This is a genomic window from Salinirubellus salinus (assembly GCF_025231485.1).
GTDB lineage: Archaea > Halobacteriota > Halobacteria > Halobacteriales > Haloarculaceae > Salinirubellus > Salinirubellus salinus.
On the sequence record NZ_CP104003.1, the window covers coordinates 2,124,562 to 2,148,692 of the forward strand.

At 63.7% G+C, this 24,131-nt stretch carries 20 protein-coding genes; 6 read left to right on the top strand and 14 right to left on the bottom strand.

What is annotated here, in order from left to right:
* The first annotated feature begins 111 nt into the window (after positions 1-111).
* Positions 112-771, top strand: a complete 660-nt coding sequence (locus tag N0B31_RS11400) for a hypothetical protein (protein ID WP_260591752.1) — start codon at positions 112-114, stop codon at positions 769-771.
* 146 nt (positions 772-917) lie between these two features.
* On the opposite strand, the gene N0B31_RS22585 is transcribed toward N0B31_RS11400, so the two are convergent.
* The 7 genes from N0B31_RS22585 to N0B31_RS11435 form a co-directional block, all read right to left on the bottom strand.
* The gene (locus tag N0B31_RS22585; RefSeq protein WP_368389180.1) at positions 918-1,262 is read right to left on the bottom strand and encodes a toxin-antitoxin system TumE family protein; all 345 of its coding nucleotides are present in this window, start codon (positions 1,260-1,262) and stop codon (positions 918-920) included.
* Between the two features lie 89 nt (positions 1,263-1,351).
* The gene (locus N0B31_RS11410; RefSeq protein WP_260591754.1) at positions 1,352-1,870 is read right to left on the bottom strand and encodes a DUF7342 family protein; all 519 of its coding nucleotides are present in this window, start codon (positions 1,868-1,870) and stop codon (positions 1,352-1,354) included.
* A gap of 209 nt (positions 1,871-2,079) precedes the next feature.
* Positions 2,080-3,069: an NAD-dependent epimerase/dehydratase family protein gene (locus tag N0B31_RS11415; protein WP_260591755.1), complete on the bottom strand. Its 990-nt coding sequence runs from the start codon at positions 3,067-3,069 to the stop codon at positions 2,080-2,082.
* Between the two features lie 77 nt (positions 3,070-3,146).
* Entirely contained in the window at positions 3,147-3,551 is a 405-nt protein-coding gene (locus N0B31_RS11420; RefSeq protein WP_260591756.1) for a PIN domain-containing protein, read from the bottom strand.
* Positions 3,548-3,784, bottom strand: coding sequence for an antitoxin VapB family protein (locus tag N0B31_RS11425; protein WP_260591757.1), 237 nt, complete (start codon positions 3,782-3,784; stop codon positions 3,548-3,550). The genes N0B31_RS11420 and N0B31_RS11425 overlap by 4 nt, the downstream gene beginning before the upstream one ends.
* 83 nt (positions 3,785-3,867) lie before the next feature.
* Positions 3,868-4,605 carry a UTP--glucose-1-phosphate uridylyltransferase AglF gene (gene aglF / locus N0B31_RS11430; RefSeq protein ID WP_260591758.1) on the bottom strand — a complete coding sequence of 246 codons (738 nt, stop codon included), beginning with the start codon at positions 4,603-4,605 and terminating at the stop codon, positions 3,868-3,870.
* Between the two features lie 320 nt (positions 4,606-4,925).
* Positions 4,926-9,155 carry a PKD domain-containing protein gene (locus N0B31_RS11435; RefSeq protein WP_260591759.1) on the bottom strand — a complete coding sequence of 1,410 codons (4,230 nt, stop codon included), beginning with the start codon at positions 9,153-9,155 and terminating at the stop codon, positions 4,926-4,928.
* Between the two features lie 222 nt (positions 9,156-9,377).
* Here N0B31_RS11435 and N0B31_RS11440 point away from each other — a divergent pair, with 222 nt between their 5' ends.
* Positions 9,378-10,181: a helix-turn-helix transcriptional regulator gene (locus N0B31_RS11440; RefSeq protein ID WP_260591760.1), complete on the top strand. Its 804-nt coding sequence runs from the start codon at positions 9,378-9,380 to the stop codon at positions 10,179-10,181.
* Positions 10,182-10,300: 119 nt separating this feature from the next.
* On the opposite strand, the gene N0B31_RS11445 is transcribed toward N0B31_RS11440, so the two are convergent.
* The 4 genes from N0B31_RS11445 to N0B31_RS11460 form a co-directional block, all read right to left on the bottom strand.
* Positions 10,301-10,696 (bottom strand): type II toxin-antitoxin system VapC family toxin, encoded by a 396-nt coding sequence (locus tag N0B31_RS11445; RefSeq protein WP_260591761.1) that lies wholly within the window; start codon positions 10,694-10,696, stop codon positions 10,301-10,303.
* A complete protein-coding gene (locus tag N0B31_RS11450; RefSeq protein ID WP_260591762.1) occupies positions 10,696-10,893 on the bottom strand; it encodes a DUF7557 family protein in 198 nt (65 codons plus the stop codon). The genes N0B31_RS11445 and N0B31_RS11450 overlap by 1 nt, the downstream gene beginning before the upstream one ends.
* A gap of 472 nt (positions 10,894-11,365) precedes the next feature.
* Entirely contained in the window at positions 11,366-11,977 is a 612-nt protein-coding gene (locus N0B31_RS11455) for a TetR/AcrR family transcriptional regulator (RefSeq protein ID WP_260591763.1), read from the bottom strand.
* The gene (locus N0B31_RS11460; protein WP_260591764.1) at positions 11,970-12,386 is read right to left on the bottom strand and encodes a DUF6677 family protein; all 417 of its coding nucleotides are present in this window, start codon (positions 12,384-12,386) and stop codon (positions 11,970-11,972) included. Before N0B31_RS11460 ends, N0B31_RS11455 begins: the two co-directional genes overlap by 8 nt.
* Before the next feature lie 234 nt (positions 12,387-12,620).
* Between N0B31_RS11460 and N0B31_RS11465 the strand changes: the two genes are divergently transcribed.
* From N0B31_RS11465 to N0B31_RS11475, 3 genes are read left to right on the top strand one after another with little or no spacing between them, the layout of a single operon-like run.
* Positions 12,621-14,915: a COG1361 S-layer family protein gene (locus N0B31_RS11465; RefSeq protein ID WP_260591765.1), complete on the top strand. Its 2,295-nt coding sequence runs from the start codon at positions 12,621-12,623 to the stop codon at positions 14,913-14,915.
* Positions 14,916-14,918: 3 nt separating this feature from the next.
* Complete coding sequence (locus tag N0B31_RS11470; protein ID WP_260591766.1) at positions 14,919-17,369, top strand: efflux RND transporter permease subunit; 2,451 nt, start codon at positions 14,919-14,921, stop codon at positions 17,367-17,369.
* Complete coding sequence (locus tag N0B31_RS11475) at positions 17,366-18,124, top strand: TrmB family transcriptional regulator (RefSeq protein ID WP_260591767.1); 759 nt, start codon at positions 17,366-17,368, stop codon at positions 18,122-18,124. Before N0B31_RS11470 ends, N0B31_RS11475 begins: the two co-directional genes overlap by 4 nt.
* A 135-nt stretch (positions 18,125-18,259) precedes the next feature.
* Here the strand turns inward: N0B31_RS11475 and N0B31_RS11480 are convergent, their stop codons facing one another.
* Positions 18,260-19,579, bottom strand: a complete 1,320-nt coding sequence (locus N0B31_RS11480; protein ID WP_260591768.1) for a hydroxyacid-oxoacid transhydrogenase — start codon at positions 19,577-19,579, stop codon at positions 18,260-18,262.
* A 99-nt stretch (positions 19,580-19,678) separates the two neighbouring features.
* Positions 19,679-20,053 (bottom strand): rhodanese-like domain-containing protein, encoded by a 375-nt coding sequence (locus N0B31_RS11485; protein ID WP_260591769.1) that lies wholly within the window; start codon positions 20,051-20,053, stop codon positions 19,679-19,681.
* A 92-nt stretch (positions 20,054-20,145) separates the two neighbouring features.
* On the opposite strand from N0B31_RS11485, the gene aglM reads away from it, so the two are divergent.
* A complete protein-coding gene (gene aglM, locus N0B31_RS11490; protein WP_260591770.1) occupies positions 20,146-21,444 on the top strand; it encodes a UDP-glucose 6-dehydrogenase AglM in 1,299 nt (432 codons plus the stop codon).
* Between the two features lie 61 nt (positions 21,445-21,505).
* On the opposite strand, the gene N0B31_RS11495 is transcribed toward aglM, so the two are convergent.
* Positions 21,506-23,938, bottom strand: coding sequence for an STT3 domain-containing protein (locus N0B31_RS11495; RefSeq protein ID WP_260591771.1), 2,433 nt, complete (start codon positions 23,936-23,938; stop codon positions 21,506-21,508).
* Positions 23,939-24,131: the final 193 nt, after the last annotated feature.

Below are 24,131 nucleotides of genomic sequence, written 5' to 3' on the forward strand. Positions count from 1 at the left end.
TCCACTCGAGCTTCAGAACCGCTATTAACACCAGGTTGTCGATTCCGGGATACCCATTCACAGATGCTTCCGACCGAAGGATTTTGGTAGTTTAGTTGATATGTGAGTGAAATGGCTGACGGGTCGTGGGAGTTCAGCATCGCCAAGGGTGTCGTCACGGTGAGGTCTGATTCCATCGGTATCCGAATGACGCCACAGGCGTTCTTGAGGGGACAATACGTCCAGCTACGAAATGGGTCGATCGGCCAGCAAGTCCAAGCCCTGCTCAACCTCTGTGCGTTTGCGTTCACACCGATTGCGTTAGCCCTCCACCTCGACCAGCTACTCGGTCCCGGTCAGCAGTGGGCATTCGTTCCGTTCGCCGTGTTCGGCCTCGTCACGCTGATGTGGGGGTTCTGGATAACGCATCTCCGGGAATCGTCGATTCCGTTGTCGGCCGTTGAGTTCGTCTCCATCGACGAATCAGCACAGACGATACGAATCGCTCACGAGCGACCGAACGGCCTGCTGTCGAGACTAACCACCTGCGCAACTCAGGAGCAGTACGCTCTGCGGGGGGCCGAAGACGCGCGGCGGGCGAAAGAGGCTTTCCAACTGCGAGGCATCGAACCAAAGTCACCATCCGACCTGAGTACGACCACCGAGTATCGATTCACCAGTCGTCAGGGCGTCTGTTTTTGTGACCAGTGCCATTCGCAGGTGTCCCCGAGTGACCGGGTATGTCCCTCTTGCGAGTATCTCCTCCGAGTAGAGTCGCCGCTGGTTGAGTGACTCTCGCTCCCGGGTGTGGGTTTTTGACCCTCGTTCCGCGCTGGACAGACATGATACACACGCGCCCTGTATGCAGCACGCCAGTCGTATCAACTTCTGAGGATTTCAACAGAGTCGTTTCTTCGGCGATGAAGTAGACAGAAACTCTACGCCCGTTCCCAGAGCGTATGGATGCGTTCTTCAATCCTGTCGAGAACGAGGCGGCTCACCCCTCGATGGTCAGAAGGCCAGTGAGCATTCTCCGCATCGCTACGGCTGGCGGTCGGCGGCGGGTGAAAGTGATCTCTGGAGTTGTGGGTATTCGGATGTCGGTCCCAGCGGCATTTCCACGTGCTATCCGGGCGTTCCTCCTGATAGTGAACGTTGAAGTCGTCGTTCCGGTACCACCGAATCTCGAATCGAGCAGATACCTTGCCTGGATAGTACTCGTCTGACAGTTCGACGCGGAGATGCAGGTTTCCTTCCTCGATGAATTCCGCGGACTCGAACATGCGACTCCCGATGAACCGGGACCGTAGCCGCTCCAGTACCGACCGGTCTATCGGCGCAGGACTCGCGCCGTCGTCTGAGGGCCCCATCCTCAGCTATGTGACGGGGCTGTGGAGCCAGCGGCTTTCCGTCGAGCACGCTCGTGAAGGGCACGCTCCTCGATGGCAGTGGCCCACTGACCGAGTTCGACGTAGACATCGTCGATTCGCTCCGGGTCGAATTCGAGGACATCAATCTCGGCGGGCGAGTCAGCATCGTATTCGTTGCGATAGTTCTCAATGCGGTCGGTCAGCTCTGACACCCGGGTCTGCAGCTCGTCGACGGTATTCTCTCGCGCCAGCTCGTTCACACGCCGCCACTCGAAGTAGTCGTCGTTGCGCTCATATCGAACTGGCCGTCCCTCGTGTTTGATGACAATCCCGAGGTCGGCGTAGAAGGAGAGATGCGTCCGCGCAGACTCTGTCGAGCAATCGGCCCGCTCGGCGAGTTCAGCAGCAGTCATCGGATCTCGAGCGTGCAGTACTGCTCCATACACGCGCTGCTTCGTGTCTTCACCGTCGAACGGTCTATCAAATGGAGGCGGGCCGTCACGGTGAATCTCGTCGGTCATATCCCCACTAACGCACTTAACGTATATATTTCTTTTTTCACCCCAAATATATTGTGTTGAGGAGTCGTTCGTCTCCCCAACGGTCGGTCGCACTGCGTGGTTGTACGCTCAGACTCCGCAACCGAGCGAGCCGCTGTCGACTGCTCGCCCACCCAAGAGAGCGCAGGCCAGCAGTCTCCATCCCCACATCGGCAACAGCCCAGTTGAGTTCAGGACGCCAGCACGAGCGGTTCGTACCACCCGCGATTCTGCTCGTACCACTCGATGAACTTCGCCACGCCCTCGCGGATGGTGTGGTCAGGCTCGTACCCCAGCAGGACGGAGGCCTTCGACGTGTCGGCGTGCGTGTGCTCGGCGTCCGCGTCGTGGCGGTCGGCGAACTCGAACTCCAAGTCGGGTGCAATCTCATCCCGGACGACCGCGGCCAACTCCCGGATCTCGATATTGTCCGTCGACCCGACGTTGACCGCCTCACCGTCGGCGGCGCCGGTCTCCATCAGTGCGAGATTCGCCTCCACCACGTCGTCGACGTAGGTGAAGTCCCGCGTCTGCGTCCCGTCGCCGTAGATGATGGGCGACTCCCCGTTCATACACCGCGAGACGAAGTTCGAGATGGCCATGTTCGGACGCATTCGCGGGCCGTAGACCGTGAAGTAGCGCAACCCGACAAAGGGGAGGTCGTACACCTCACTGTAAGCACAGCCGTAGCGCTCGGCCGCCAGCTTCGATGCTCCATATGGCGACACTGGTGTCGTCGGATGCTGCTCGTCGTACGGGAGGTACTGCGGCTTGCCGTACACGGACGACGAGGAGGCCATCACGACGCGCTCGACATCGCTCGCACGCGCCGCGTCGAGCAAGTTCAGTGTTCCATCGACATTCACCTCGTCATACACACGCGGGTCGCTCACGCTGTCTCTGACGCCGGCTCTGCCCGCTTGGTGGTAGACGAACTGAGCATCCGAGACGAGGTCGCTCACGAGGTCCGCGTCGCGCACGTCGCCCTCGACGAACTCGTAGCCGCCCGCCTCGCTCGACGCACTCGCCTCGCGACAGACCTCGACGGTGTGTTCCTTGATGCCGAGGTCGTAGTACGGGTGCATCGCGTCGAGGGCGACCACGTCGTGGCCTTCGCGGACGAACCGCTCGGCGAGGTGGCCACCGATGAAGCCTGCGCCGCCGGTGACGAGTATCTGCATGCCGGTGGCGTCGGCAGGGGTCGGCAAAAGAGCGTCGGGTCCACCTCAGCCAGAGCCTACCGGCCAGTTCTCCTCGTTCAGTAGCCGATTCGCTGTAGTCCGTCTACCGTGTCGAAATCACGGTCGTCGGAGACGACGGCCTCGTTCTTCTCCAGTGCTGTCGAAGCCACGATGGCGTCGGCCGGCCCGAGCTTCGGCTTGCTGTCGCTCCGACGGTGCGTTCCCTCCAGTACACCCGCACGTGTCGCGATCGACTCGGTGAGGTCTACGGTCGGCTTACTGGCAAGGAGTCGACGATACGCACGCTGGTCCGTGACCTTGTACTCTCGCCGAGTCGTGTGCCCGATGGGGACGAACAGCTCGAACCAGACGATAGTGGGGACGCGAAGGGGCACACCAGTACGCTCCAGCTCGGCCGCTCTCTCCAGCGCGCCCGGATCCTGGTCCTTCAGCGCGCCGAGAAAGTTGGTGTCGAGGATCATTCGTCGTGGAGGAGCCGCTCGACGGACTCGTCCTCGTCTTCCGTCGCCTCGATGAGTTCGCGCTCGGTTTCCCACCGTCCGCTGTCTTCGTCGTCGAACTCCGCCGCGAAGTCGAGCAACGTGTACTCACCCGTGAGCCGGTCTATGGCGTCCGAGAACGTCTCGTCGTCGCGCTTCTGGCTCTTGATGCGCTCGTAGACATCCTCGTCCAGTCGGACGTTTTTCGTCCCCATGTGTGTACGTCGTATACACACCAGTATCAGCGTTTCCCCGCTCGGCGAGCGGTACGCACGAAGAACAGCGGTCGTCTCTCCGCTCAGTCGTCGGCCTCGACCGCCTCCCGCGCTTCCAGGATTCGCTCTTCGGCCTCCTCTCGGTCTTCGGGGTAGCCCACGTCGACACGCCAGCCGTCCATCCGAACCGCGTCGATGGTCCGCCCCGAGTGGATGAGCAGGTCGATGGCATCGCTCAGTTCGTATTCGCCGCGGTCGGAGGGCTGGACGAGGTGACAGGCGTGGAAGATAGCCGGCGAGAACGTATAGAAGCCCGTCATCACCAGATTCGTCGGTGGGTCGTCCGGCTTCTCGACGACGGCCGTGATCTCACCGTAGTCGTTCGTATCACAGACGCCGTAGCGCGAGGCTTCCTCGTAGGGCACCTGCTCGACGAGGAAGGCGGCGTCGGCGCGGTCCTCGCGCTGGCGCTCGACGACGTCACCGAGGTTCGCCCGGAAGACGTTATCTCCGAGCATCAGCATGAAGTCGTCGTCGATGTGCTCTTCCACCGTGAGCAGGGCGTGGGCCAGCCCGTTCGCCTCGCGCTGGTGGCAGTACGTGATGGGCACCCCCTCGTACTCGTCCTCGTAGTGGCTGATGATGGCCTCCTTCTTGTAGCCGACCACGACGAGCAGTTCGTCCGCGCCGAGCTCGATGAGGCGGTCGAAGCAATCGGAGAGGATGGGGCGGTCCGCGACCTCGACGAGGGCTTTCGGCTTGTCCTCGGTCAGGGGCCGGAGTCTCGTCCCCTCACCGGCGGCGAGTACGACGGCTTGCATACCCGGTGGGTGTACGAGCGCCGACAAATACCTTGTCTGTCGGACAGGGAACGAAGCGCGGGGGGTCCCGAGCGAAACGATGCTGATCAGACTTGTCGACTAACTCGGCGGCCGATCACTGTCGAGGTCATCGACACATGACTGAAGTCGTGGGCTTGTCCGCGGACTCCCGGTCTGGCGACCCAGCATCGTTGGCGGTGTACTCGCCGTTCCCGTCCAACATCCCGGACTTCAGGGCGAGATGACCGTCGCCCAGCCCAGAGGGACGTTTGCCCTCCGATTCGGTTTCCTCGTGTAGTCTCTCGAGTGTCGATTCCGAGCTACCACCAGTTACGGAACTTCTGTCGTTCGTTCCGTCTGCGGTAGACCAAGCTGCACACGATGGCGAGAAGTGCCGCCACTAGCGTCACGGCGGGACCGAAGCCCGCGCCGGTCTGAGTGGTCGTCGATGGCTCATCGGTCGACTGCTCAACCGTGGAATCCGCTCTCGTGTTCGCGGTCACTGTCGCAGTCTCTGCCGTAGCTGTCGGTTCGGGTGTCGCCGTCGACTGACGTGCCACTACCCGGACCGCCCCGGCCGACTGCTCGCCGACCGCCAATGCGTACGTTCCTGCTGTCTCGAAGCCCGGTTCGAGGGTCACGGTACGGGTCGAGTTGGGGGCGATGTCGACCGCCGTTGTCGCCACGATGGACCCGTTAGCAGTCAGGTTCACAGTGAACGTCCCCGCTGCACTGCCCCGGTTCTCGACCGTCGCCATCACGGCAGCAGACTCGCCAGCCTCAAGCGTGTCTGTGCCGACTTGCGCGTCCGTCACTGCGAACGCGGGCGCAACTGACGCGATGGTGAACACCGAGAGTCCCGGCGAGGTGGCCACGAGCGTGTAGTGGGTGTCACTCTCGCCGACGACAGTGGTCGGCAGGCGGTTCCAGCCGTCGGTCTCCTCGCGGTACACGACCACCGACGCTGGCGTGGTGTCCAGGTCCTCAAGCTGGGACTTGCGCACGTCGACGGTGAGGGTCACGTCGTCGATGTTCTCGTCGGGAACGGTGTGAGAGACGGTGACATAGCCGACCGCTCGCGCGCCCGTTTCGGCTTCAAAATCACGGGGCCCATCGTCGCCCGTGTCGCGCTCGGGCTGGGTATCGCTCGCCGTCACGTCGAGGGTGAACTCACTGTCTCGATCGAGAGTCAGTTGGAGCCGCGACATCATAACAGACTGGCCGTCGTCGCCATCGGTAGTCCCACCATCGGACGCCTCGACGCTGATGTCGACGGACTGGTCGGCACTCGCGTTCGAGACGGTCGCGGTCCACCCTGCCGTGCCGTTCTGCTTGGTGGAGACCTCCACCTGCGGCGTCGTCGACTCGTTGAGAGTCTGGTTGTGGGCCGTCGTGTCGTTTCGGACGATGATCGTCTTGGTGTCGCTGTCGGTCTTGCCGACTTCGTCCTCGACAGTCAGTGTCGCGGTGTAGGTCCCCGGCTGGCGGTAGATGGTCTGTTTCCGCGGGAGGTTCCCCTCGACGGTGCCGTCACTGGTGAAGTCCCAGCGATAGCGGGCGATGTCCATGTCGTCGGTGGAATTCGACCCGTCGAGGACGACCACCGAACCCGGCTCGACGGTGACGTTCTCACCAGCGTCGGCGGTGGGCGGCCGTTCGTCTTGCTGGCGCTTGCGTTCCTGAATGGAGATTCCGTCCGATTCGATACTCACGGTGATTGATTCCGCAGCAGTCTGGCCCGCGGCGTCAGTGACGGTTAGTCTAGCGGTGTAGCTTCCGGCATCGGCGTAGGTGTGTGTCGCGGTTTGGCCGGTTGCCGTGGTGCCGTCGCCAAAGTCCCACTGGTAGGACGCGATCTCATTGTTGTCGGTCGATCCACTGGCGTCGAAAGATATTGCAGTACCCTCCTCCGCGGGGTTCGGATCGGTGGTCGACGAGGCGACGGGCGCGGTGATATCAACAGTTACAGGACTCGACGCGACAGCTTGGCTCCCGCCGTTACTGGCGGCGTCGGTCGCATCCACACTGACTGACTGGTCACCCTCGGTCGGTGCCGACCCAACGGTGACAGTCGCGCTGTACTGATCGTCTGCCGTCGTCGAGTCCGGGCCGTCGTCGTCGAGCGTGACTGTCCCAGCGTCAAACGCGCTCGCATCGGCCTCGATTGTCGAAATCGTGTTGCTGTCGGTGACGGTGGCCGTGACCTGGATGGTGTCCCCGTCGGTGACGATGCCGTTCTCATCGGTGACGTCCGTGAGCGTGACATCGCTGATGCTCGGTGCGGTGGTGTCGACAGTCATGGAAGTCGACGCGACAGCCTGTTTCCCGCCGTTACTGGCGGTGTCGGTCGCACCCACACGGACTAACTGGTCTCCCTCGATCGGTGCCGCACCGACAATCAGCGTGGCGCTGTACTGGTCGTCCGAGGCCGCGGAGTTCGGCCCATCGTCGTCGAGCGTGACCGTGCCCGCATCGAACGTGCTCGCGTCGGCCTCGACCGTCGAAATCGTGTTGCTGTCGGTGACAGTGGCGGTTATCTGGACGGTATCCCCGTCGGTGACGATACCGTTCCCGTCGGTGATGTCCGTGAGTGTGACGCCGTTGATGCTCGGTGCGGTGGTATCGACGGTCAGAGAAGTCGACGGGACAGCCTGGCTCCCGCCATTACCGGAGGCGTCGGTCGCACCCACACTGACTAACTGGTCTCCCTCGGTCGGTGCCGCACCAACGGTGAAAGTCGCGCTGTACCGGTCATCCGAGGCCACGGAGTTCGGCCCGTCGTCTTCGAGGGTGACTGTCCCCGCATCGAACGCGTTCGCGTAGGCCTCGACCGTCGCAATCGTGCTGGCGTCCGCGACCGTTGCTGTGATCTGGACGGTGTCGCCGGCCGTGACGACACCATCGCCGTCAGTCACGTCTGTGAGTGTGACGCTGGCGACAGCCGGTGGCTTGATGTCTTGGACGACGACGTCCCGCGTATCGCTGTCTACGTTGCCTGCAGCGTCTCTGACAGTGAGTGTCGCCGTGAACGTGCCGGGGGTGTCGTAGTAGTGCGTTACCGACTCGCCGGTGGCAGTCTCGCCATCGCCGAAGTCCCACTCGAACGAGGCAATGTCGATATTGTCACTCGATCCCGATCCGTCAAATCGGACGTCTGTGAACTGATCGACAGTCACGTCCGACCCGACGACTGCGACAGGGTCGACTTGATCTTCGACCGTGACCGTCGTCGTGTAGTCGTTGCCGCCCCAGGTCGCAGTAATCGTCGCCGTCCCCGGACTGACCGCAGAGACGGTACCGTCTGAATCGACGGTCGCCACGGTCGTGTCGCTACTGCTGTAACTCGACACGCCCGTCCCGGTCTCGGTCGACCCGTCGACGAACGTGCCAGTGACCGAGACCGTCGTCTGACCGGTCGTGGCAATGGATGACTGGCCCGCGTCCACCGACACGGATTCGAGCGACCAGCGCAGTCGCGGATAGCTATCGGTGACCAGCCAGGTCGTATCGTAGTCGAACTCGGGGAGGTTCGTCTTGGCATCGAGACCGGTCATCTCCGCAGTCGTGAGTCCCGTCGCACCGCTGGCGGACGAATCCGCACCGGTCGCCTCCGTGTCCCAGTACGATTCGGTCACGAACGCAGAGCGGCCCGGGTCCGGCTCGAGTCCCTTGACACCCATGAATCCACCGTCCCGGTAGTTGGAACCGGCTTTCGTGGTCGCACCGGCAGCGTAGGAGCGCTCGATGGTTCCGTTGTTCATCCCGACGTATCCGGCGGGATTCGTCGAGTCCGAGGTGGAAGAGACATCACTCGTGGTGTACGTCGCCTCGACGGTACTCACGTCGAAGCCGTCCACACTCGAGGAGGCGTCCGCATCGAGATGCCACCCGAAGAATCCGCCGACGGTCGACTCGTACTTGGAGGTTAGGTACCGCTCCCCGACGTCACCTGCCGTATAGGACTCTTGCACGGTAGTGAACGCGGCGTACCCAATCAGGCCACCGACGAACTCGTCGCCCCGAACCGTCGTCGTCGTCGCCACCTTCCGGACCGTCACCTTGTTGGCCGGGTCTCGGTCGAATTCGCTGCCCTTCGAGCCGCCGGTCGTCCCGGCGAGGGCGCCGACAAATCGCCCGCCTTCGACCCGTCCCCCCTCAAGGACGACGTGTTCGAGGGTCGCCTGCTCGGCGTACCCGAACAGACCTACTCTGCTCTCCAACGGCCTGTCGATAGTCAGCCCCGAGATGGTGTGGCCCTGCCCGTCGAAGCTGCCGGTGAACGCCGGTCCCCCGTAGCGTGGGTCCTCTCCGATCGGGACGAAGCCCTTGCCGCCGTTCCAACTGCCCGTCTCGCTCGCGTCGATATCGCCGGTCAAGACGTAGTTCTTATCCAACTGCTCATTGATACACTGGAGCTGGTCCAGGCTGCCGACCTGATACGGATCGGCGACTGTGCCGGACCCACTGTAGCTGACACTGCTACAGTCCGGTGCGTCTGCGACTGCTGTGCCCGAAAAGGCAGTGAAACCAACACACAGCGAGGCAATCACGAAGGCAGACAGAACCAGCGACCGTTTGTAACTGCGTCCCGTCACGCCACTACTCCCCACCGTCCGGGCCGTCGATCGCCATCGGCGACCCTCGCTACATCTGTCACGCTCATTAAACCAACAGACTGGTCAGTTCAGTGTTATAGTCATTCCCTGAGACGATGTTTCAGCATCCGAGATTTACCTCGATACACTAACAATTCAGCGGTCTGTATATTGAGCATGGACTACTACGAGAGCGACCCACACCTGTTGCTTGATCGGGCACCGATGTTAGAAGCGACTCGCGGCGACTCACTCGACCGGTCGCAGTTGCAGGACGAACTCGATATCTCACGCGCGACCGCCTACCGACGAACGTCTACCCTCACAGAGCATGGGATGCTCGAAAAAACGCCGGCTGGCTACCAGACAACCGGATCCGGCCGTGCCGTACTCGAGGCCGTCGAGCAGTTCAAGCGCTCGCTGGCGGCTATCGACAAGCTGGAACCGCTGCTCGCACAACTGTCGGCACCTGAACTCACGCGGAACGTCCACCTGTTTGCGGACGCCGACCTCCACGTCGCCAGGCCCCAGAACCCGAACGAACCCATCGAACCGTGGCTCGAACACTTCGACGAGTTCGATTACGCTCGAAGCTTGGTCGTCGCCGGCTGTCCCCCGAAAGTGACCGAGCTGGGTATCAAGCACGCACAGAACGGCGTCGATTTCGAGGCCATCTGTACGCCGCTTGCCCTCCAGGCAGACCAGAACGCCTCCGAAGAGGCCTTCGAGACGATCGCCAACGCCGACGCACCAGCGCTGTACACCCATCCCGCACTCCCCTTCACTATGGGAATCATTGACGACGTGGTCATCATCGGTGGCTTCGACGATGAGACATCGCTACCCGTCGCCTCCCTCACCACCGAGAATCCAGAGGCTCGAAGGTGGGCCGAGGACCTCTATCGCCGGTGCAAGCGTGATGCAGAAGAACTCGATTTCGTCGAGATAGACAGTAGTATCCAGTCATCGACCCACGACTGAAGCCGTGGACTTCCTCCTTGCATCTACGTGAATATCCGTCCTGGGTGGGTTGTGTAGGAATGGTCGGCCCTGTTGAAACCCGCAAAACGCGATGGCTTTCAACGGGTGTGCTGAAGAGACTAATACGGCCCAAGTCGTCGGACAGAGAGGAGTTCACGGAGGCCTTCTGTATCGAAGTCAGCGTCGGAGACGACCAGTTCTTTCCCTTCAGATCGAGCCGTAGCTGCGATCATGACGTCACGTGGCGACATCGGGGTGCCAGATTCGAGAAGGCAGTTCTGCATCCGGGCGGCTTCGAACGCGACCTCTTCGGAGAAGTCAATACCAGTGACCCGCCCGAAGTTCTCACGCGCCCCAATCAGGTCTGCCTCACCCGCTGAAAACACCTCACCAGCGAGAACTTCATAGAGACAGATGCTGGAGGTGACCAAAGTCGGTTGTTCATCGACGAACTGGATTACGTCTTCGACACCATCGAGGTAGTCGATGATAATGGACGAATCGAGAAAGGACACTACTGGAAGCTCTCTCGGGAACGTTTGATTGCCTCACGTGCCTTCTCGGCTTTGTCAGTCCCTTTCCACGCACCAGCCTCCATTTCCGAACCCTCATTCGCCAATCGGTCGAGAAACTCGTCCCAACTCTCATCCTCACGCTTCAGCCGCGCCAGCTTCTCTTTCGTCTCGTCAGAGACACGGATTGATGTGCTCATGTGCATACATTGCGTATGCAGTCGTAAGTAGTTTGAGAACCCTGCCATTGGTGGATTGCTTTCAGTAGTGAGGTTGCTGCATACACTCTTGATATCTTGTACGGTTTTTGTTGACCTCCTCCCGCGCCTGAAGACGCGGGTATGCGCTTGAATGTATCACACTCCATCGACCGTACAGATGCTTCTCGACGGGATCTATGCTCGACCTGCTGAATACACCATCTAGGCCTTGTAGACGCTTCTGAACGCGTTGGTCGGTGGTTTTGTCGGATGAGCAGAACCAGTCCGTGAGCGCCTCTCAATCCGCTTTCGCTGTTCGGAGAACGTCCGTACTGGACGATCTACACCGCATCTACACAAGCCCCGGAGGGTGTATTCAGCACGCCAGTTCTATCCGACACTGAGGACTTAAACAGAGCCAAGAAACATCGAGTCCACGAATGCCCGCACCAGGTGTTCACGTTGGCCGAACTCAGGAGCCCTGCCGGGTGGGTTCGAGCTGCGCGTGAAGTCCTGCTCGGACTCGGGAGGCGACCTCACGGTCGGTGCTCACGCTGGCCACAAGCGCGCCGTTGAGTGTCGCGGCGACGTGCTCAGCGAGAATCGCTGGGTCCCCGGGCTCGAACACGCCGTGTTCGATGCCGACTCGCAAACACTCCCTCAGGTAGTCGTATAGCCGGTCGTCGAACGCCGTGAGTACCTCGCGGAGGCCGTCATCGACGGCGGCTTCGGCCCGGAGTTCGACCACCACCTCGCGGGCGGCCACAATCGACGGTTCGACGGTCGAGGCCGGCCCGAGCAACAGCTCGACGGTCGCGTCTAACGCAGCAGCCGGGTCGTCCGTCTCGAGGGCTTCGAGACGGCGAGTGAGTCGCCCGGTCGCGACCACCAGCGCGTCACGGACGAGTTCGTCGCGGTCGTCGTAGTGGCTGTAGAGGGTCGCTTTCGACCGGCCGGACTCGGCAGCGATGCGCCCGATGCTCAGCCCCGAGTGGCCGTGCGTGCGCAGCACGCGAAACGTCGCCTCCAGCAATTCGCGTTGACCAACCGTCCGGTCGGCTTCCATCCACGGCGCCTCACTCATCCGTGACCTCTTCGACCGTCAGCCGCTCGAAATCCAGCGAACACCACTGGCAGAACCCCAGCTCCACGTCCGTCTGCTTGCCGCACCGAGGGCACTCGAGGCCACCCGCTTCCTCGGCCGGCTCGACCGTCGACTTCGCTCGGTCGGCAACTGCGAGGACGTATGCATCGAGCGCCGAGAGGGCAGTCACGGCAGCGACGGGGAGGAGAGTCCGGAGGCGGGGGAGTTCACCTGCGATGAAAGCTTCGGCCGCCGCAGGCGGGATGAAGAACACGTTCGTCACGTACGCGAGGGCGATCCAGAGTACCGCGCGCTTCCACCGCCGAAGATAAAGGTGGCCACTCCCGGGAAGCACCGCACCGAGCACCGCGGCGAGCCACGGACGGCCAGACCGGCTGGAAACGCTCACATACTGAACGAACAGTCAGTAAGTGTTCAATCTTACGCCCTAATATCGGACTCCGTAGCTATCGGCACCGGAAGCGGCTGCCGGAAAGCGTGATACGCACCACCACGCTTGTTTGTAGGATAGTGCAAACAGTTATCCAGTCCGGCCCAGTACGTGTGAACGTTGAATGAATAGTCAGTCTACGTCGGCCCAGATTCGGTGCGGTCGTTCGCCATTCGGGCCAGAGGAGGCGGCATGAATCGGAAACAGACGCTCGCTATCTTTTTCGCGGCAGTTTTGTTCGTCCCTGCGGCGGGGACGGCCACCATCGGACTCGCACAGGCCCAGACCACGAGCGGGGCGGCGACCCCGGGCCCGATCGGTGAACCCGATGTCACGGTGTTCGCCCCGGACAACGAACTCACGCCCGGACAGCCGACCGCGCTCACCCTGCAGGTCCAAAACAACGCACAAATCATCCGTGGCGGGGCCAACCCATCGACGGTGCAGCAGGTGACGACTGCCCGTGGCGTCGAGGTGAACCTGACGAGCGACAACGACCAGATCGATATCACCACCGCCACCCAGCCGATCGGGACGCTCCCTGACGGTGCCATCAGACCGCTCACGTTCGAAGTGGTCGCCGACGAGAACATCGAACCGGGCACCTACGACCTCGAGGCCGAGGTCGACTACGAGTACACCCGAACCGTCACCGACGAGGGGCTCTACTCGCCTCGAAGCGAGAGTAAAACCATCGACGTGACCGTCCGTGTGACCGATGACGCCCGATTCGAGATCGTCGAGGTCACCGACAGTGTCGCGGTCGGCGAAACTGGCGACGTGGCACTGACGGTCCGGAACATCGGTGGCGAGCCCGCCAGCGAGGCGAGCGTTACCGTCCAGAGCGGGTCCGCAGACATCGTCTTCGGACAGTCGCCTTCCGCGACACGATACCTCGGTGAGGTCGAGCCGGACGACGAACGAACCATCAGCGTCGAGGCGACCGCCACGAGCGGCGCTTCAGCCAGCGCCTACCCACTCACCGCGACGGTGAACTTCGAGAACACTGATGGCGTCACCAGCCAGTCCGTCCCACTACAGTTCGGGATTCAACTTGGCGCCGAGCAGTCCGTCTCCATCGAGGACGGCACCTCATCACTCGCGGTCGGCGACCGCGGGACGGTCACGGCGACGCTCACCAACGAGGGGCCGCGCACGCTTCGCGATGCCACGGTCGCGCTCCAGCCGAACGGCCAGACGGTCGTCCCGGTCGAGCCGGAGCAGGCCATCGGCACCCTCGAACCCGGTGAGTCAACCACCTTCGAGTACCCAGTCCGCATCTCGCCCGAGGCGAGCGAGGGGCCACGCCAGCTCGCGTTCGTCACCGCCTATCGTGACGGCGAGGGAGAAACCCGACAGACCACACCCAGCTATCTGACGCTCGATGTCGCCGAGCGCCAGAGCTTCGATATCGCCGAGGTGACCGACGATCTCGCAGTCGGCGGACAGGGGACAGTCAACTTCACCGTCACCAACGAGGGCCCGTTCACCGTCGAGGACGCGACGGTCGCGCTCCAGCCGAACGGCGAGACGGTCGTCCCGGTCGAGCCTGACCAGCCCCTCGGCACGCTCGCACCTGGCGAGTCCACGACCGTCCAGTACCCCGTCCGCGCGACGGCTGCGGCCGAGCCTGGCCCGCGGCAGCTCTCGTTCGTCTTCGACTACCAGTACGACGGCACGGCCGGCCGCAGCGAGCCAGAGTTCGCTCGTGTCGAACTCGCCGACGAGCAGTCGTTCTCGCTCTCGAACGTGAACAGCACGCTTCGCGTCGGCGCGGAGGGCGAGGTCGAGTTCACCCTCACGAACGACGGCCCGAACGCCGTCTCGGACGCCGTCGTCGCGCTCCAGCCTGCGGGCCCGAACGTCCAGCCGCAGGAGACCGAGTACGCAGTCGGCGACCTCGCGGCCGGTGAGGAGGCCACCGTCACCTTCCCGGTCGACGTCACCTCGTCGGCCGCCGCGATCGCCAAGCAGCTCTCGGTCACCGTCGAGTACCGCAACGCCGACGACGACGCTCGACAGAGCGGCCCCGTCAGCACTCAAGTCGAAGTCGCCCCCGAACAGCGCGTCTTCGCCCTCGAGGGCGTCTCCACACAACTCGAAGCCGGCAGTGAGGGGACCGTCGAGCTTCAGCTCACTAACAACCGCGATGAGGAAGTGCGGAACATCAACGCACAACTGTTCGTCGACAGCCCACTCTCGGCGAGCACCGATGAGGCGTACGTCCCCTCGTTGGCATCCGGCGACAGCACGACCATCGCGTTCGACCTGAGCGTGGCCGGCGATGCACCCGCTCGGAACCAACCGGTCGAACTCGACTTCCAGTACGACGAGTCGGACGGCGACACGAAGCTGACAGACACCTACCAGCTCCCCATCGACGTGACCGCCTCCTCAGATGGCGGCGGCCTCGGCCTCGGAACAATCGCCATCGGCCTGCTCGCTATCGCGGGCGTCGGCCTCGGTATCTTCTACGTGAGGCGATAGCGAGTGGTCGACGTCGAACCGCTTCTCGAACGGGCCGACGCGTTGATCGTCGGCCGTCCGAAGGTGGTCATCCTCGCGTTCTTCGTCCTGACCCTCGCGTTCGCCGGCGGGCTCGCGAACACGGCCACCGAAGCGGGAACCGACCAGTTCGTCGAGGGTAACGAGGCCCAAGAGGCCTTCGAGGACATCAACGAGAACTTCGGCGGCTCGACGTTCGCAACCGACACCGGGACGACGCAGCTCATCCAGAGCAGCGAGAACGTCCTCTCGAAGCCCGAGCTACTCCGGATGCTCGAGATACAGCGCGACGCACAGGTGCGCGAGGACCTACGCGTCGTTGGAACCACCAGCGCAGCCGGCATCGTCGCCCAGCAGCTCGACCCGAGCGCGACGACGCTCAAAGCACAGATCCAGGCTGTCGAGACGGCAAGCCCAACGCAGATAGACAACGCCGTCGGGCGAGCCGCCGAGATTCAGGGCTTTTCCTCCACGCTGAGCGATGACTTCAACCCGACCGCCGCCTCCGCCTCGGCGACGACTGGCGTCATCACCCACGAGGTACCCGCTGGCGTCTCTGGCTCTGCCGGTACGGGCGGGACCAGCCCGCTCACCGCCGTCCAACAGGAGGTAGCCCACATCGCAGAGACCGCCGGTGGTGATGTCACCGTCTTCGGAAGCGGAATCATCTCCGCCGAGCTGTCCGGCGTTGTCGGTGACTCGCTCGCCATCGTCGTCCCGGCGGCATCGCTGCTCATCTTCGCCTTCCTCGTCTACGCCTATCGCGACCCCATCGACCTCCTGCTCGGCATCACGGCACTCGTGATGACCATCATCTGGACGTTCGGATTCATGGGCTGGGCGGGCATCCCGTTCGGCCAGATCCTCATCGCCGTCCCGGTGTTGCTGCTGGCGGTGGGAATCGACTTCGGTATCCACGCAGTCAACCGCTATCGCGAAGAGCGCATCGAGGGCCGCGGCGTCTCCGAGTCGATGAAAACGACGACCGACCAGCTACTCGTCGCGTTCTTCATCGTCACCGGGACGACCGTCCTCGGGTTCGGCGCAAACCTCGTGAGCGACCTCCCCCCGATCCGCGACTTCGGGCTCGTCTCGGCTATCGGCATCGTGTTCACCTTCCTCATCTTCGGTGTGTTCCTCCCGAGCGCGAAGCTCTGGGCAGACCAGCTGCGCGAACGGTACGGCCTCCCCACGTTCGGCCAGCGACCCATCGGTGCGGAAGGGTCGGTGCTCTCACGCGCCCTCGCCGGTGGCGTGACTATCGCCAAGCGAGCGCCCAAGGCGTTTCTTCTTATCATCCTAGTGACGAGCGTCGCCGCCGCAGGCTACGGCACCGGACTCGACACTTCGTTCTCTCAGGAGGACTTCCTCCCACCCGAAGAACAGCCCGCCTACGTCGAGGTGCTCCCCGAAGGACTCGCCCCCGGTGAGTACACCGTGACCCAGACGCTGAACTTCCTCGAAGACAACTTCGAGTCCGCGCAGGGGAGTTCGGTGACGGTCTACATCGAAGCCCCACTCAGACAGGACAACACGCTCGAGCAGTTACACGACGCCTCGGCCGACCCACCCGATGCGTTCGTCAGCGAGGGGCGACGCGCCGAGGTGAACTCCATCGTCGGCGTCATCCAGCAACAGGCCGCACGCGACCCCGAATTCGCTGCCCTGGTCGAGCGAAACGACCTGAACGACAACGGCGTCCCCGACAATAACCTCGAGCAGGTGTACGACGCGCTGTTAGAGACACCCGCCCGGGGACAGGCGCTCAACTTCATCACCGAGGACTACACCTCGACACAGCTCCGATTCAGCGTCGAGGCCGACGCCACCGATGCCGAGATCACGACTGCTGCGCAGTCAGTGGCCGACCGAATCCGCCTCGGCGGCGTCGCGACCGGCCAGACAGTCGTGTTCAAAGCCATCTCGGATACGCTGTTGAACTCGGCGCTCGTGAGCCTGCTCGCCGCGCTGGCCGCGACCGCAGTGTTCCTCGTGTTCATCTACTGGGTGCTCGAAGGCCGTCCCAGCCTCGGTATCGTCAACCTCGTCCCGATCGTGGCGACGGTCGCACTGCTGGCAGGGTCGATGCGGGCGCTCGACATCCCGCTCAACGCCCTGACCGCGACCATCCTCTCGATCGCCATCGGGCTGGGTATCGACTACTCCGCACACATCGTCCATCGGTTCGCTGAGGAGTACGAGGCCGGTGGCGACCTGTTCGGCGCGCTCGATAAGACCGTCCGCGGGACCGGCGGCGCGCTGATGGGGAGCATGCTCACCACCTCGAGCGGGACGGCCGTCCTCGCGCTGGCCATCACACCCGTACTCGGGCAGTTCGGCCTCGTCATCGCCCTGAGCGTGTTCCTCTCGTTCGCCACCGCCGTGCTTATCACGCCGTCGACCGTCGCCGTCTGGAGTGAGGTGACCAGCGCGTGACCGACGACGCCGACGCCATCGCTGCACTCGAACGCCTCGGCCTGTCGAACTACGAGGCCCGAGCATTCGTTGCACTCCAGCGCCTTGGAACGGGAACCGCCCGGGATATCCACGACGCCGCAGACATCCCTCGGTCACAGGTGTACGGCGCGGCCGACTCGCTCGAAGACCGTGGCCTGGTCAACGTCCAGCAGTCCCGCCCGAAGCTCTACCGCCCAGTCTCGCTCGAGCAGGCCAACCAGCACCTGACGGCCGAGTTCGAACACGACAGACAGCGCGCGTTCGACCACCTCGAGGCTGTCCAAGCCCAGAGCGACGCTGACGAAGAGCAGGCCGAAGAGGTCTGGACGATCACCGGTCGAGCCGCTATCGACTCGCGCGTCGCCTCGCTCATCGACGGGGCCACGGACTCGGTCATCGTCGCCGCGGGCGACCCACAGTACCTCCCCGACTCCGTCGTCGAGGCGCTCCAAGCCCGGCTTGACGCAGGCATAGACATAGTCGGTGTTTCGGGAAATCCTGCCGTACTCGAACGGTTCGAAGAGTTGGGCATTCCGGCCATGCGGCCGGATGAAGAGATGGTCGACCCCGACGAGCGTCTCGGGACGCGACTCCTGCTCGTCGACGGCGACACGCTGTTGCTGGGCGTCCGGCCGGACGAAGAGATCGCGGTCTGGAGCGCCGGAAGCACGTTCGCAACCGTCTTCGGAAGCATGCTCCGCCGCGGTCTCCTCTCAGGTGAACGCCACCCGTGACGGCTCGCCTCTGAGCCAGAAACGACGACGGCTCCTGTCCGCGCCGGCTAGCGGGCCCACCATCCCAGCACCAGCCAGTGAGTGAGCCACCAGAAGAACACCGGCCGAGCGGAAGCCCGCTTCGTCGAGTCGACGCTACTCCCAGTTGTACAGCGCGTCCCGGAAGATCTCCTCGCAGTCCTCGACGGTCACGGGCCGTGGGTTACACCGCAACAGCCGCTGCTGGGTCTCGACGGTCTGCGTCGCTAGCCAGCCGATGTCGTCTTCCTCCACACCGGCGAGTTCCGCCAGCCCCGAGGGCAGGACGTTCAGGTCGCGCTGGAGATCGACGTACGACTCACGCAACGCGGTGGCCGCCTCGCGGTCGCTCAGCCCCGCCGTCTCTACGCCGAACAGGTCGGCCACGTCCGCGAACTTCGAGGGGTCGCTCGCCACGTTGTAGCCGATGGTCGACGCCGGTGTGAGGACCGCGATAGTCTCGCCGTGGGTCGTGTGATACTTGTTCCCGACGGGGTAGGCCATCGCGTGACAGAGCGTCGCGCCAGCGGTGAGCCCCGCGATGGCGCCGAACAGCGCACCCTGCAACATCCCCTCGCGGGCGTCCAGGTCGTCGCCGTTGTGGACCGCCTTCCGGACGTTGCCCGAGAGGAGCCGGATCGCCCGCTCGGAGAACTGCTCGGTGATCGGGGTCCGCCCCGCGTACACGGGCCTCTCTTCGGCGTTCGAGGGCGCCAGCAGCGAGTCGTAGTCGTGTGTCGTGTACCCCTCGATGGCGTGCCCGAGCGCGTCCATCGCCGTCTCCGCAGTCAAATCGGGCGGGAGCGTCGTCGTCAACGTCGGGTCGAGCACCGCGGCGTCGGCCCGGACGTGATTGGAGGAGATACCCTCCTTGATCTCCTTCTCCGGGACCGAGAAGATGGCGACGGGCGAGATCTCGGAACCGGTCCCCGCGGTGGTCGGCAACAACACCAGCGGTTCGCCCGCGTCGGTGAGTCGCTCGCCTTCGCCGGTGGGCTCAGCGATGTAGTCCAGCACCTCGCCCCCGTTCGCCACCACGGCTCGCGTGGCCTTCGCGGTGTCGAGCGCCGACCCTCCACCGAGCCCCACGTAGAAGTCGAACCCCTCGGGACCGGCTTCGTCACGCACGAACGCGATGCACTCGTCGACCGCCCCGACGGAGGGCTCGCGCTCCACGCCGTCGTAGACGGCCACGTCGTAGCCCGCAGCCTCGAGTTCGTCGCTCACGCGGTCGGCGTGGCCCAGCGAGACGAGGGTCTCGTCGGTGACGAGGACCCCCTGGGCGCCCTCGGCCACGCCGAGGTCGCGGAACTGGTGGCCGAGTTCCTCCACCGCCCCGCGGCCGAACCGGACCTGCGGCATCCGGAACTCCCAGACCGACTCCGCGCGCTGTTCGTGTGGCGATGCAGAAACCGAGCGCTCGTAGCCCGTCGTCACGCCGACCACCGCCCGGCACGCCCGCCTGCTGTGGTGTGCATACCCGAGTCACCGTGCCACGCGCAATCACTCTTCCCCCACCGAACCTCGGTATCGAGGCTACCGCAGTTTCCAGAGCAGCGAGCGAATCTTGTAGCTCAGCGACCCCTCGTGGTACCCGCGCCAGCCGCTCATCCCACCGCGCAGCGTCACCGCGTCGTACCCCTCATCCCGAAGCAGGCGCGTCGCCCGCTTCGCGACGATTCCCATCTTACAGACGACGACCACGGCTCTCTCACGCGGAATCTCGTCGAGTCGCGCCCGCAGGGTCGACTCGTCGCCGCTCCGTAGGTCGTCGTAGACCGGGACGTTCCGGCTCCCGTCGATGGCGCCGCCCTCGAACGACGGTTCGGGCCGGATGTCGAGCAGGAAGGGCTCGTCGTCGGTGCCCGACTCGAGTCGCTCGTGGAGGTCGTCCGGACGGATGGTGCTCACGGGGAGCCGTTCGCGTTCGGGGCACAAGAGCCGCCCGCTTCGAGGTATGGGTGGAGGGGAACGCTGAAACGGGCCGGCCCGGAAGCCGTGGTATGGACGTCTCCGTCATCGGCAGCGGCTACGTCGGCACCACACTCGCAGCCTGTCTCGCTGACCTCGGCCACGACGTGGTCGCCGTCGACATCGACGAGGACATCGTCACACGGTTGAACGAGGGCGAGGCCCCCATCCACGAACCCGGCCTCCAGCCCCTGCTCGACGCCTACACTGGCTCTCGCCTGCGCGCCACGACCGACTACGACGCCGTCCCCGAGACCGACCTCACGTTCGTCACGGTCCAGACCCCCTCGCGCGAAGACGGCAGCATCGACATCTCCGCCGTCGAGGCCGCCTGCCGCGACGTGGGTGAGAGCATCGCCGAGAAGGACGAGTACCACCTCGTCGTCGTCAAATCGACCGTGATTCCGGGGATGACCGAGGAGGTCCTCGCCCCCGCCATCGAGGCGGCGTCGGGCAAGACCGAGGGCGAGGGGTTCGGTCTCGCCGTCAACCCCGAGTTCCAGGCGCAAGGCTCTGCGGTGCAGGACTTCATGGAGCCCGACAAGCTCGTCCTCGGCACGGACGGCGACGACCGGGCGCTCGATCTGCTCGCGAACTGCTACGAGCCGCTCGTCGTCGACTGGGACCCACCCGTCGTCGAGACCGGCCGACGGGAAGCGGCGATGATCAAGTACGCCAACAACGTCTTTCTCGCCTCGAAGATCTCGCTCATCAATGAACTCGGCAACGTCTGCAAGGAGTATGGCGTCGACTCCTACGAGGTAGCGGATGCGATGGGCTTAGACGACCGTATCGGCGCTGCCTTCCTGCGGTCTGGCGCCGGTTGGGGGGGCAGTTGTTTTCCAAAGGACACGGCTGCATTAATGGCCGCCGCTCGCGAGCGGGACTACGAGCCCGAACTCCTCGGACAGGTCGTCGCGGTGAACGACCGCCAGCCGCTCCGGATGATTGAACTGCTCGAACGCCACGTCGACCCGAGCGGCGAGCGCATCGCCGTCCTTGGCGCGGCGTTCAAGCCCGGCACAGACGACACGCGCGGAACGCGCTCGCGGCCCGCTATCGAAGGACTGCTCGAACGGGGCGCGACGCCCGTGCTCTACGACCCGACCGAGGCCGCAGCGTCGCTCGCGAGCGAGTTCGACGGCGTGGAGGTGGCCGACTCGGCGGCCGACGCACTCGAGGACGCGAGCGGTGCGATCGTGATGACAGACTGGCCCGAGTTCTCCGAACTCGACGCGGCGTTCGACGCGATGGCCGACCCGGTCGTGGTCGACGGACGGCGGATAATCGCGCGGCGCGAGGGGCTGATGTACGAAGGGCTGACCTGGTGAGCGAATCAATACGACCCCTCTCGTAGGACAGCCCCGACTACGGTAGCCGACAGCGACGCACTCACTCGTCGAGTCGGATGGTCGCCCCCTCCGTGACGGCCGTCTCGTTCACGGTCACCGTCGTATTCCCGAAGGTGTACGTCCCCGGATACGAGACAGTGAGGCTGAACGCGCCGTTATCCGCCGGCTCAACGAGTCGCTGATAGCTGAACGATGCCCCCTCAGTCGAGACATCTGTCGCGGTGATGAACGACTCGTTGGCGCTCAACGTTCCGATGATTTTCGCACCAGGGACGACCTGAAATACCTGGTATGCCCCATTCTGTGAGTCACGCTCGTAGATGAGTCGGTAGTGTGAGACGCCCTCCTCGGCGTCTCCGAGGCTGCCGTAGTGCTCGCGGAGCCGCGAGAGTACCACGTCACGGTCTGTGTCGTAATCCGGGTCAAGCACGATGAACCCGACCGGCTTGTTCAACACGCCATAGCGCTTGTGTCTGGTCTGGAACTCTTCACGCTCGAATTTCTCGTACCAGAATCCCGGACTGGGCGACCCCAAGAAGGGAAGGTAGTCGTTCTGTGCGTACGCATAAGACTCGGACTCACCGCTGACGAAGTAGTTGTACATCCGATTACGCCACCACTTCGAGAACACGCGATTGTCCGGATACGAGAGATCTTGCGTCTCAGCGAACTCCGCGGTGAACGCTGCAGTTTCGTACTCGCCTTCGGTCATCGGACCTCTCGAAGCGTAGTTCGGCCCTTGCACGATGCCGTAGCCACCGATGAGTAAGAAGAGCAAGACGATGACGCCGAACTGCTTGACCGAAGGCCACCCAACGCCAGTCAGTCGGTCGGCCACATCCGTGAACGGCACCGGATCGCTAAGCACCTCAACCTTCCACGCCAGATAGACGAGGGCCAGCCCAGCGAAGGCAGCGACGAACGGTGCAAACTCGCCCGCGAAGCGCTGCTGGAGCGAGGCGAGAAACAGGAACGACCAGCCGTAAGCGACGCCAGCCAGCCAGCGTCGTGACCCCCCCCACGCTCGGTACGATCCCCAGATGAAGCCCACGATGGCGAAGAACAGTACCGGCCCGAACAGTGTCAGCCAGCCATTACTCCGCAATGAGAAAAGCGGCTGATACTCGACGATGGGCCGCGAGTCGAGCAGGACGCCAATCCGCGAGAACAGTACCTCACCAACCGCGGGGATGATCAGCGTGATGGCTGTCATGAACGCGATGAACCCTGCCGTCATCACGACGAGAAGGACCGAGAGGTCCGCCACAGGAAGGGAGACGCGGCGAACCGCCTCGGCGGCCACGCCCACCGCTAGCCCACCGGCAAACAATAATAGCGGTGTGAACGCCACCACCGCGCTGTGCCAGCCGAACAGCAGGTGGACACTCCCCGAGAGCGCGCCGCCGAGCGCCAACCCAAGCAGGACAGGCGCGTTCGCCCAGAACGCCGAGGTGCCATCACGCGCTGCCAGCACCGTAACCACAGGTAGGTAGACCAACAGCGGCAACAGCAGCAACGGCCCGGCCTCCCACGCGAGCATCTGTCCTGCGACGCCGAGCGCGACCCCACCTACTCCGAAAAAGAGCGGGCGACTTGGCCGAACGAGCGCCTCACGCGTCGCGGGTAACCGCGCCAGCATGACCACGCTTGCGGCCGTCAGCGTCAGCCAGATGTAATCGAAGGCGTGGTGATCGGCGAATCCGAGTCCCGAACGAAAGACGTGGACGGGAACGACCGCCAGCATCGCGACCGCCGCAATGGCAATCCGCTTGTCGTCGGTTAGCTCACGCGTGAACACGTAGGTGAGCAGCCCGACCAGCACCGCGCTGACGACGGGATACCACGCCAAGACGAGCCCGGAGGCCGTCTGTGTCCCGCCAAATAGGCTGGTAAAGAACCAGAGCGTCGCGACCAGCAGTGGCTCGCCACCCCGGACGCGCTCAGGGAGGGCCGCCAGCCCACCGAAGTCGAGCGTGCCACCCGCGGCGACGACCTGATCGACCCAGTAGCGGTAGTAATACGGGTCGTTCGCTGAGAGGACAACCGCGTCGGAATAGAAGATACGCTCCCAGACAGTGAGGCGAAGCACCACCACGAGCGCGAGTGCTCCTACCAGCCCAAGCGCCGCGCGGTCATCAGCCGAAAGACGTGCTGTTATATCGAGCGACTCCCGGACGCTCGCCGTCGCCCCCCCGTCGGTGCTGGCCGACTCGCGCTCGGTCGATGTGTCTTCGATAGTGACCTCTCCACCAAGCGCTGCCTCGACCGCGCCCGGATTCGCCAACCGGTACTCCCCGTCAACTTTCTCGACCACCCCTCGCGAGACGAGTTCGCCGAACGCCCCAGAATCAGCCTCGAGATCCCCAAACACCCACGTTTCATGACGTTCATCCACAACCGAGGCCGCCTCGACTGCCTCCTCCAGATCAGGCCGGTCAGCGAGGAGTCGAGCGACCTCGGACGCATCACTCATGTTCGTGACCTCCAAGTCAGGTTGAATAAAGCCTCTGCCCTCTGCGACTCTCGATAGCCCTCGCGTCGAAGGGCGCTGCCTACCCCAACCACGCACTGAGGGAGTGTGACCGCGCAACGGTACGCTGCTGAGCAATGCCGCTCAATTAATAACAAGACCGCTATACCAACCTGCATGAGAAGCCGGCCACCGT

Excerpts from the sequence above, each read along its gene's own strand:
- N0B31_RS11410 (WP_260591754.1), bottom strand. The coding sequence starts at position 1,870 with ATGACCGACGAGATTCACCGTGACGGCCCGCCTCCATTTGATAGACCG.
- aglM (WP_260591770.1), top strand. The coding sequence starts at position 20,146 with ATGGACGTCTCCGTCATCGGCAGCGGCTACGTCGGCACCACACTCGCA.
- N0B31_RS11425 (WP_260591757.1), bottom strand. The coding sequence starts at position 3,784 with ATGGGGACGAAAAACGTCCGACTGGACGAGGATGTCTACGAGCGCATC.
- N0B31_RS11420 (WP_260591756.1), bottom strand. The coding sequence starts at position 3,551 with ATGATCCTCGACACCAACTTTCTCGGCGCGCTGAAGGACCAGGATCCG.
- N0B31_RS11450 (WP_260591762.1), bottom strand. The coding sequence starts at position 10,893 with ATGAGCACATCAATCCGTGTCTCTGACGAGACGAAAGAGAAGCTGGCG.
- N0B31_RS11415 (WP_260591755.1), bottom strand. The coding sequence starts at position 3,069 with ATGCAGATACTCGTCACCGGCGGCGCAGGCTTCATCGGTGGCCACCTC.
- N0B31_RS11455 (WP_260591763.1), bottom strand. The coding sequence starts at position 11,977 with ATGAGTGAGGCGCCGTGGATGGAAGCCGACCGGACGGTTGGTCAACGC.
- N0B31_RS11440 (WP_260591760.1), top strand. The coding sequence starts at position 9,378 with ATGGACTACTACGAGAGCGACCCACACCTGTTGCTTGATCGGGCACCG.
- N0B31_RS11465 (WP_260591765.1), top strand. The coding sequence starts at position 12,621 with ATGAATCGGAAACAGACGCTCGCTATCTTTTTCGCGGCAGTTTTGTTC.
- N0B31_RS22585 (WP_368389180.1), bottom strand. The coding sequence starts at position 1,262 with ATGTTCGAGTCCGCGGAATTCATCGAGGAAGGAAACCTGCATCTCCGC.
- N0B31_RS11400 (WP_260591752.1), top strand. The coding sequence starts at position 112 with ATGGCTGACGGGTCGTGGGAGTTCAGCATCGCCAAGGGTGTCGTCACG.
- N0B31_RS11495 (WP_260591771.1), bottom strand. The coding sequence starts at position 23,938 with ATGAGTGATGCGTCCGAGGTCGCTCGACTCCTCGCTGACCGGCCTGAT.
- aglF (WP_260591758.1), bottom strand. The coding sequence starts at position 4,605 with ATGCAAGCCGTCGTACTCGCCGCCGGTGAGGGGACGAGACTCCGGCCC.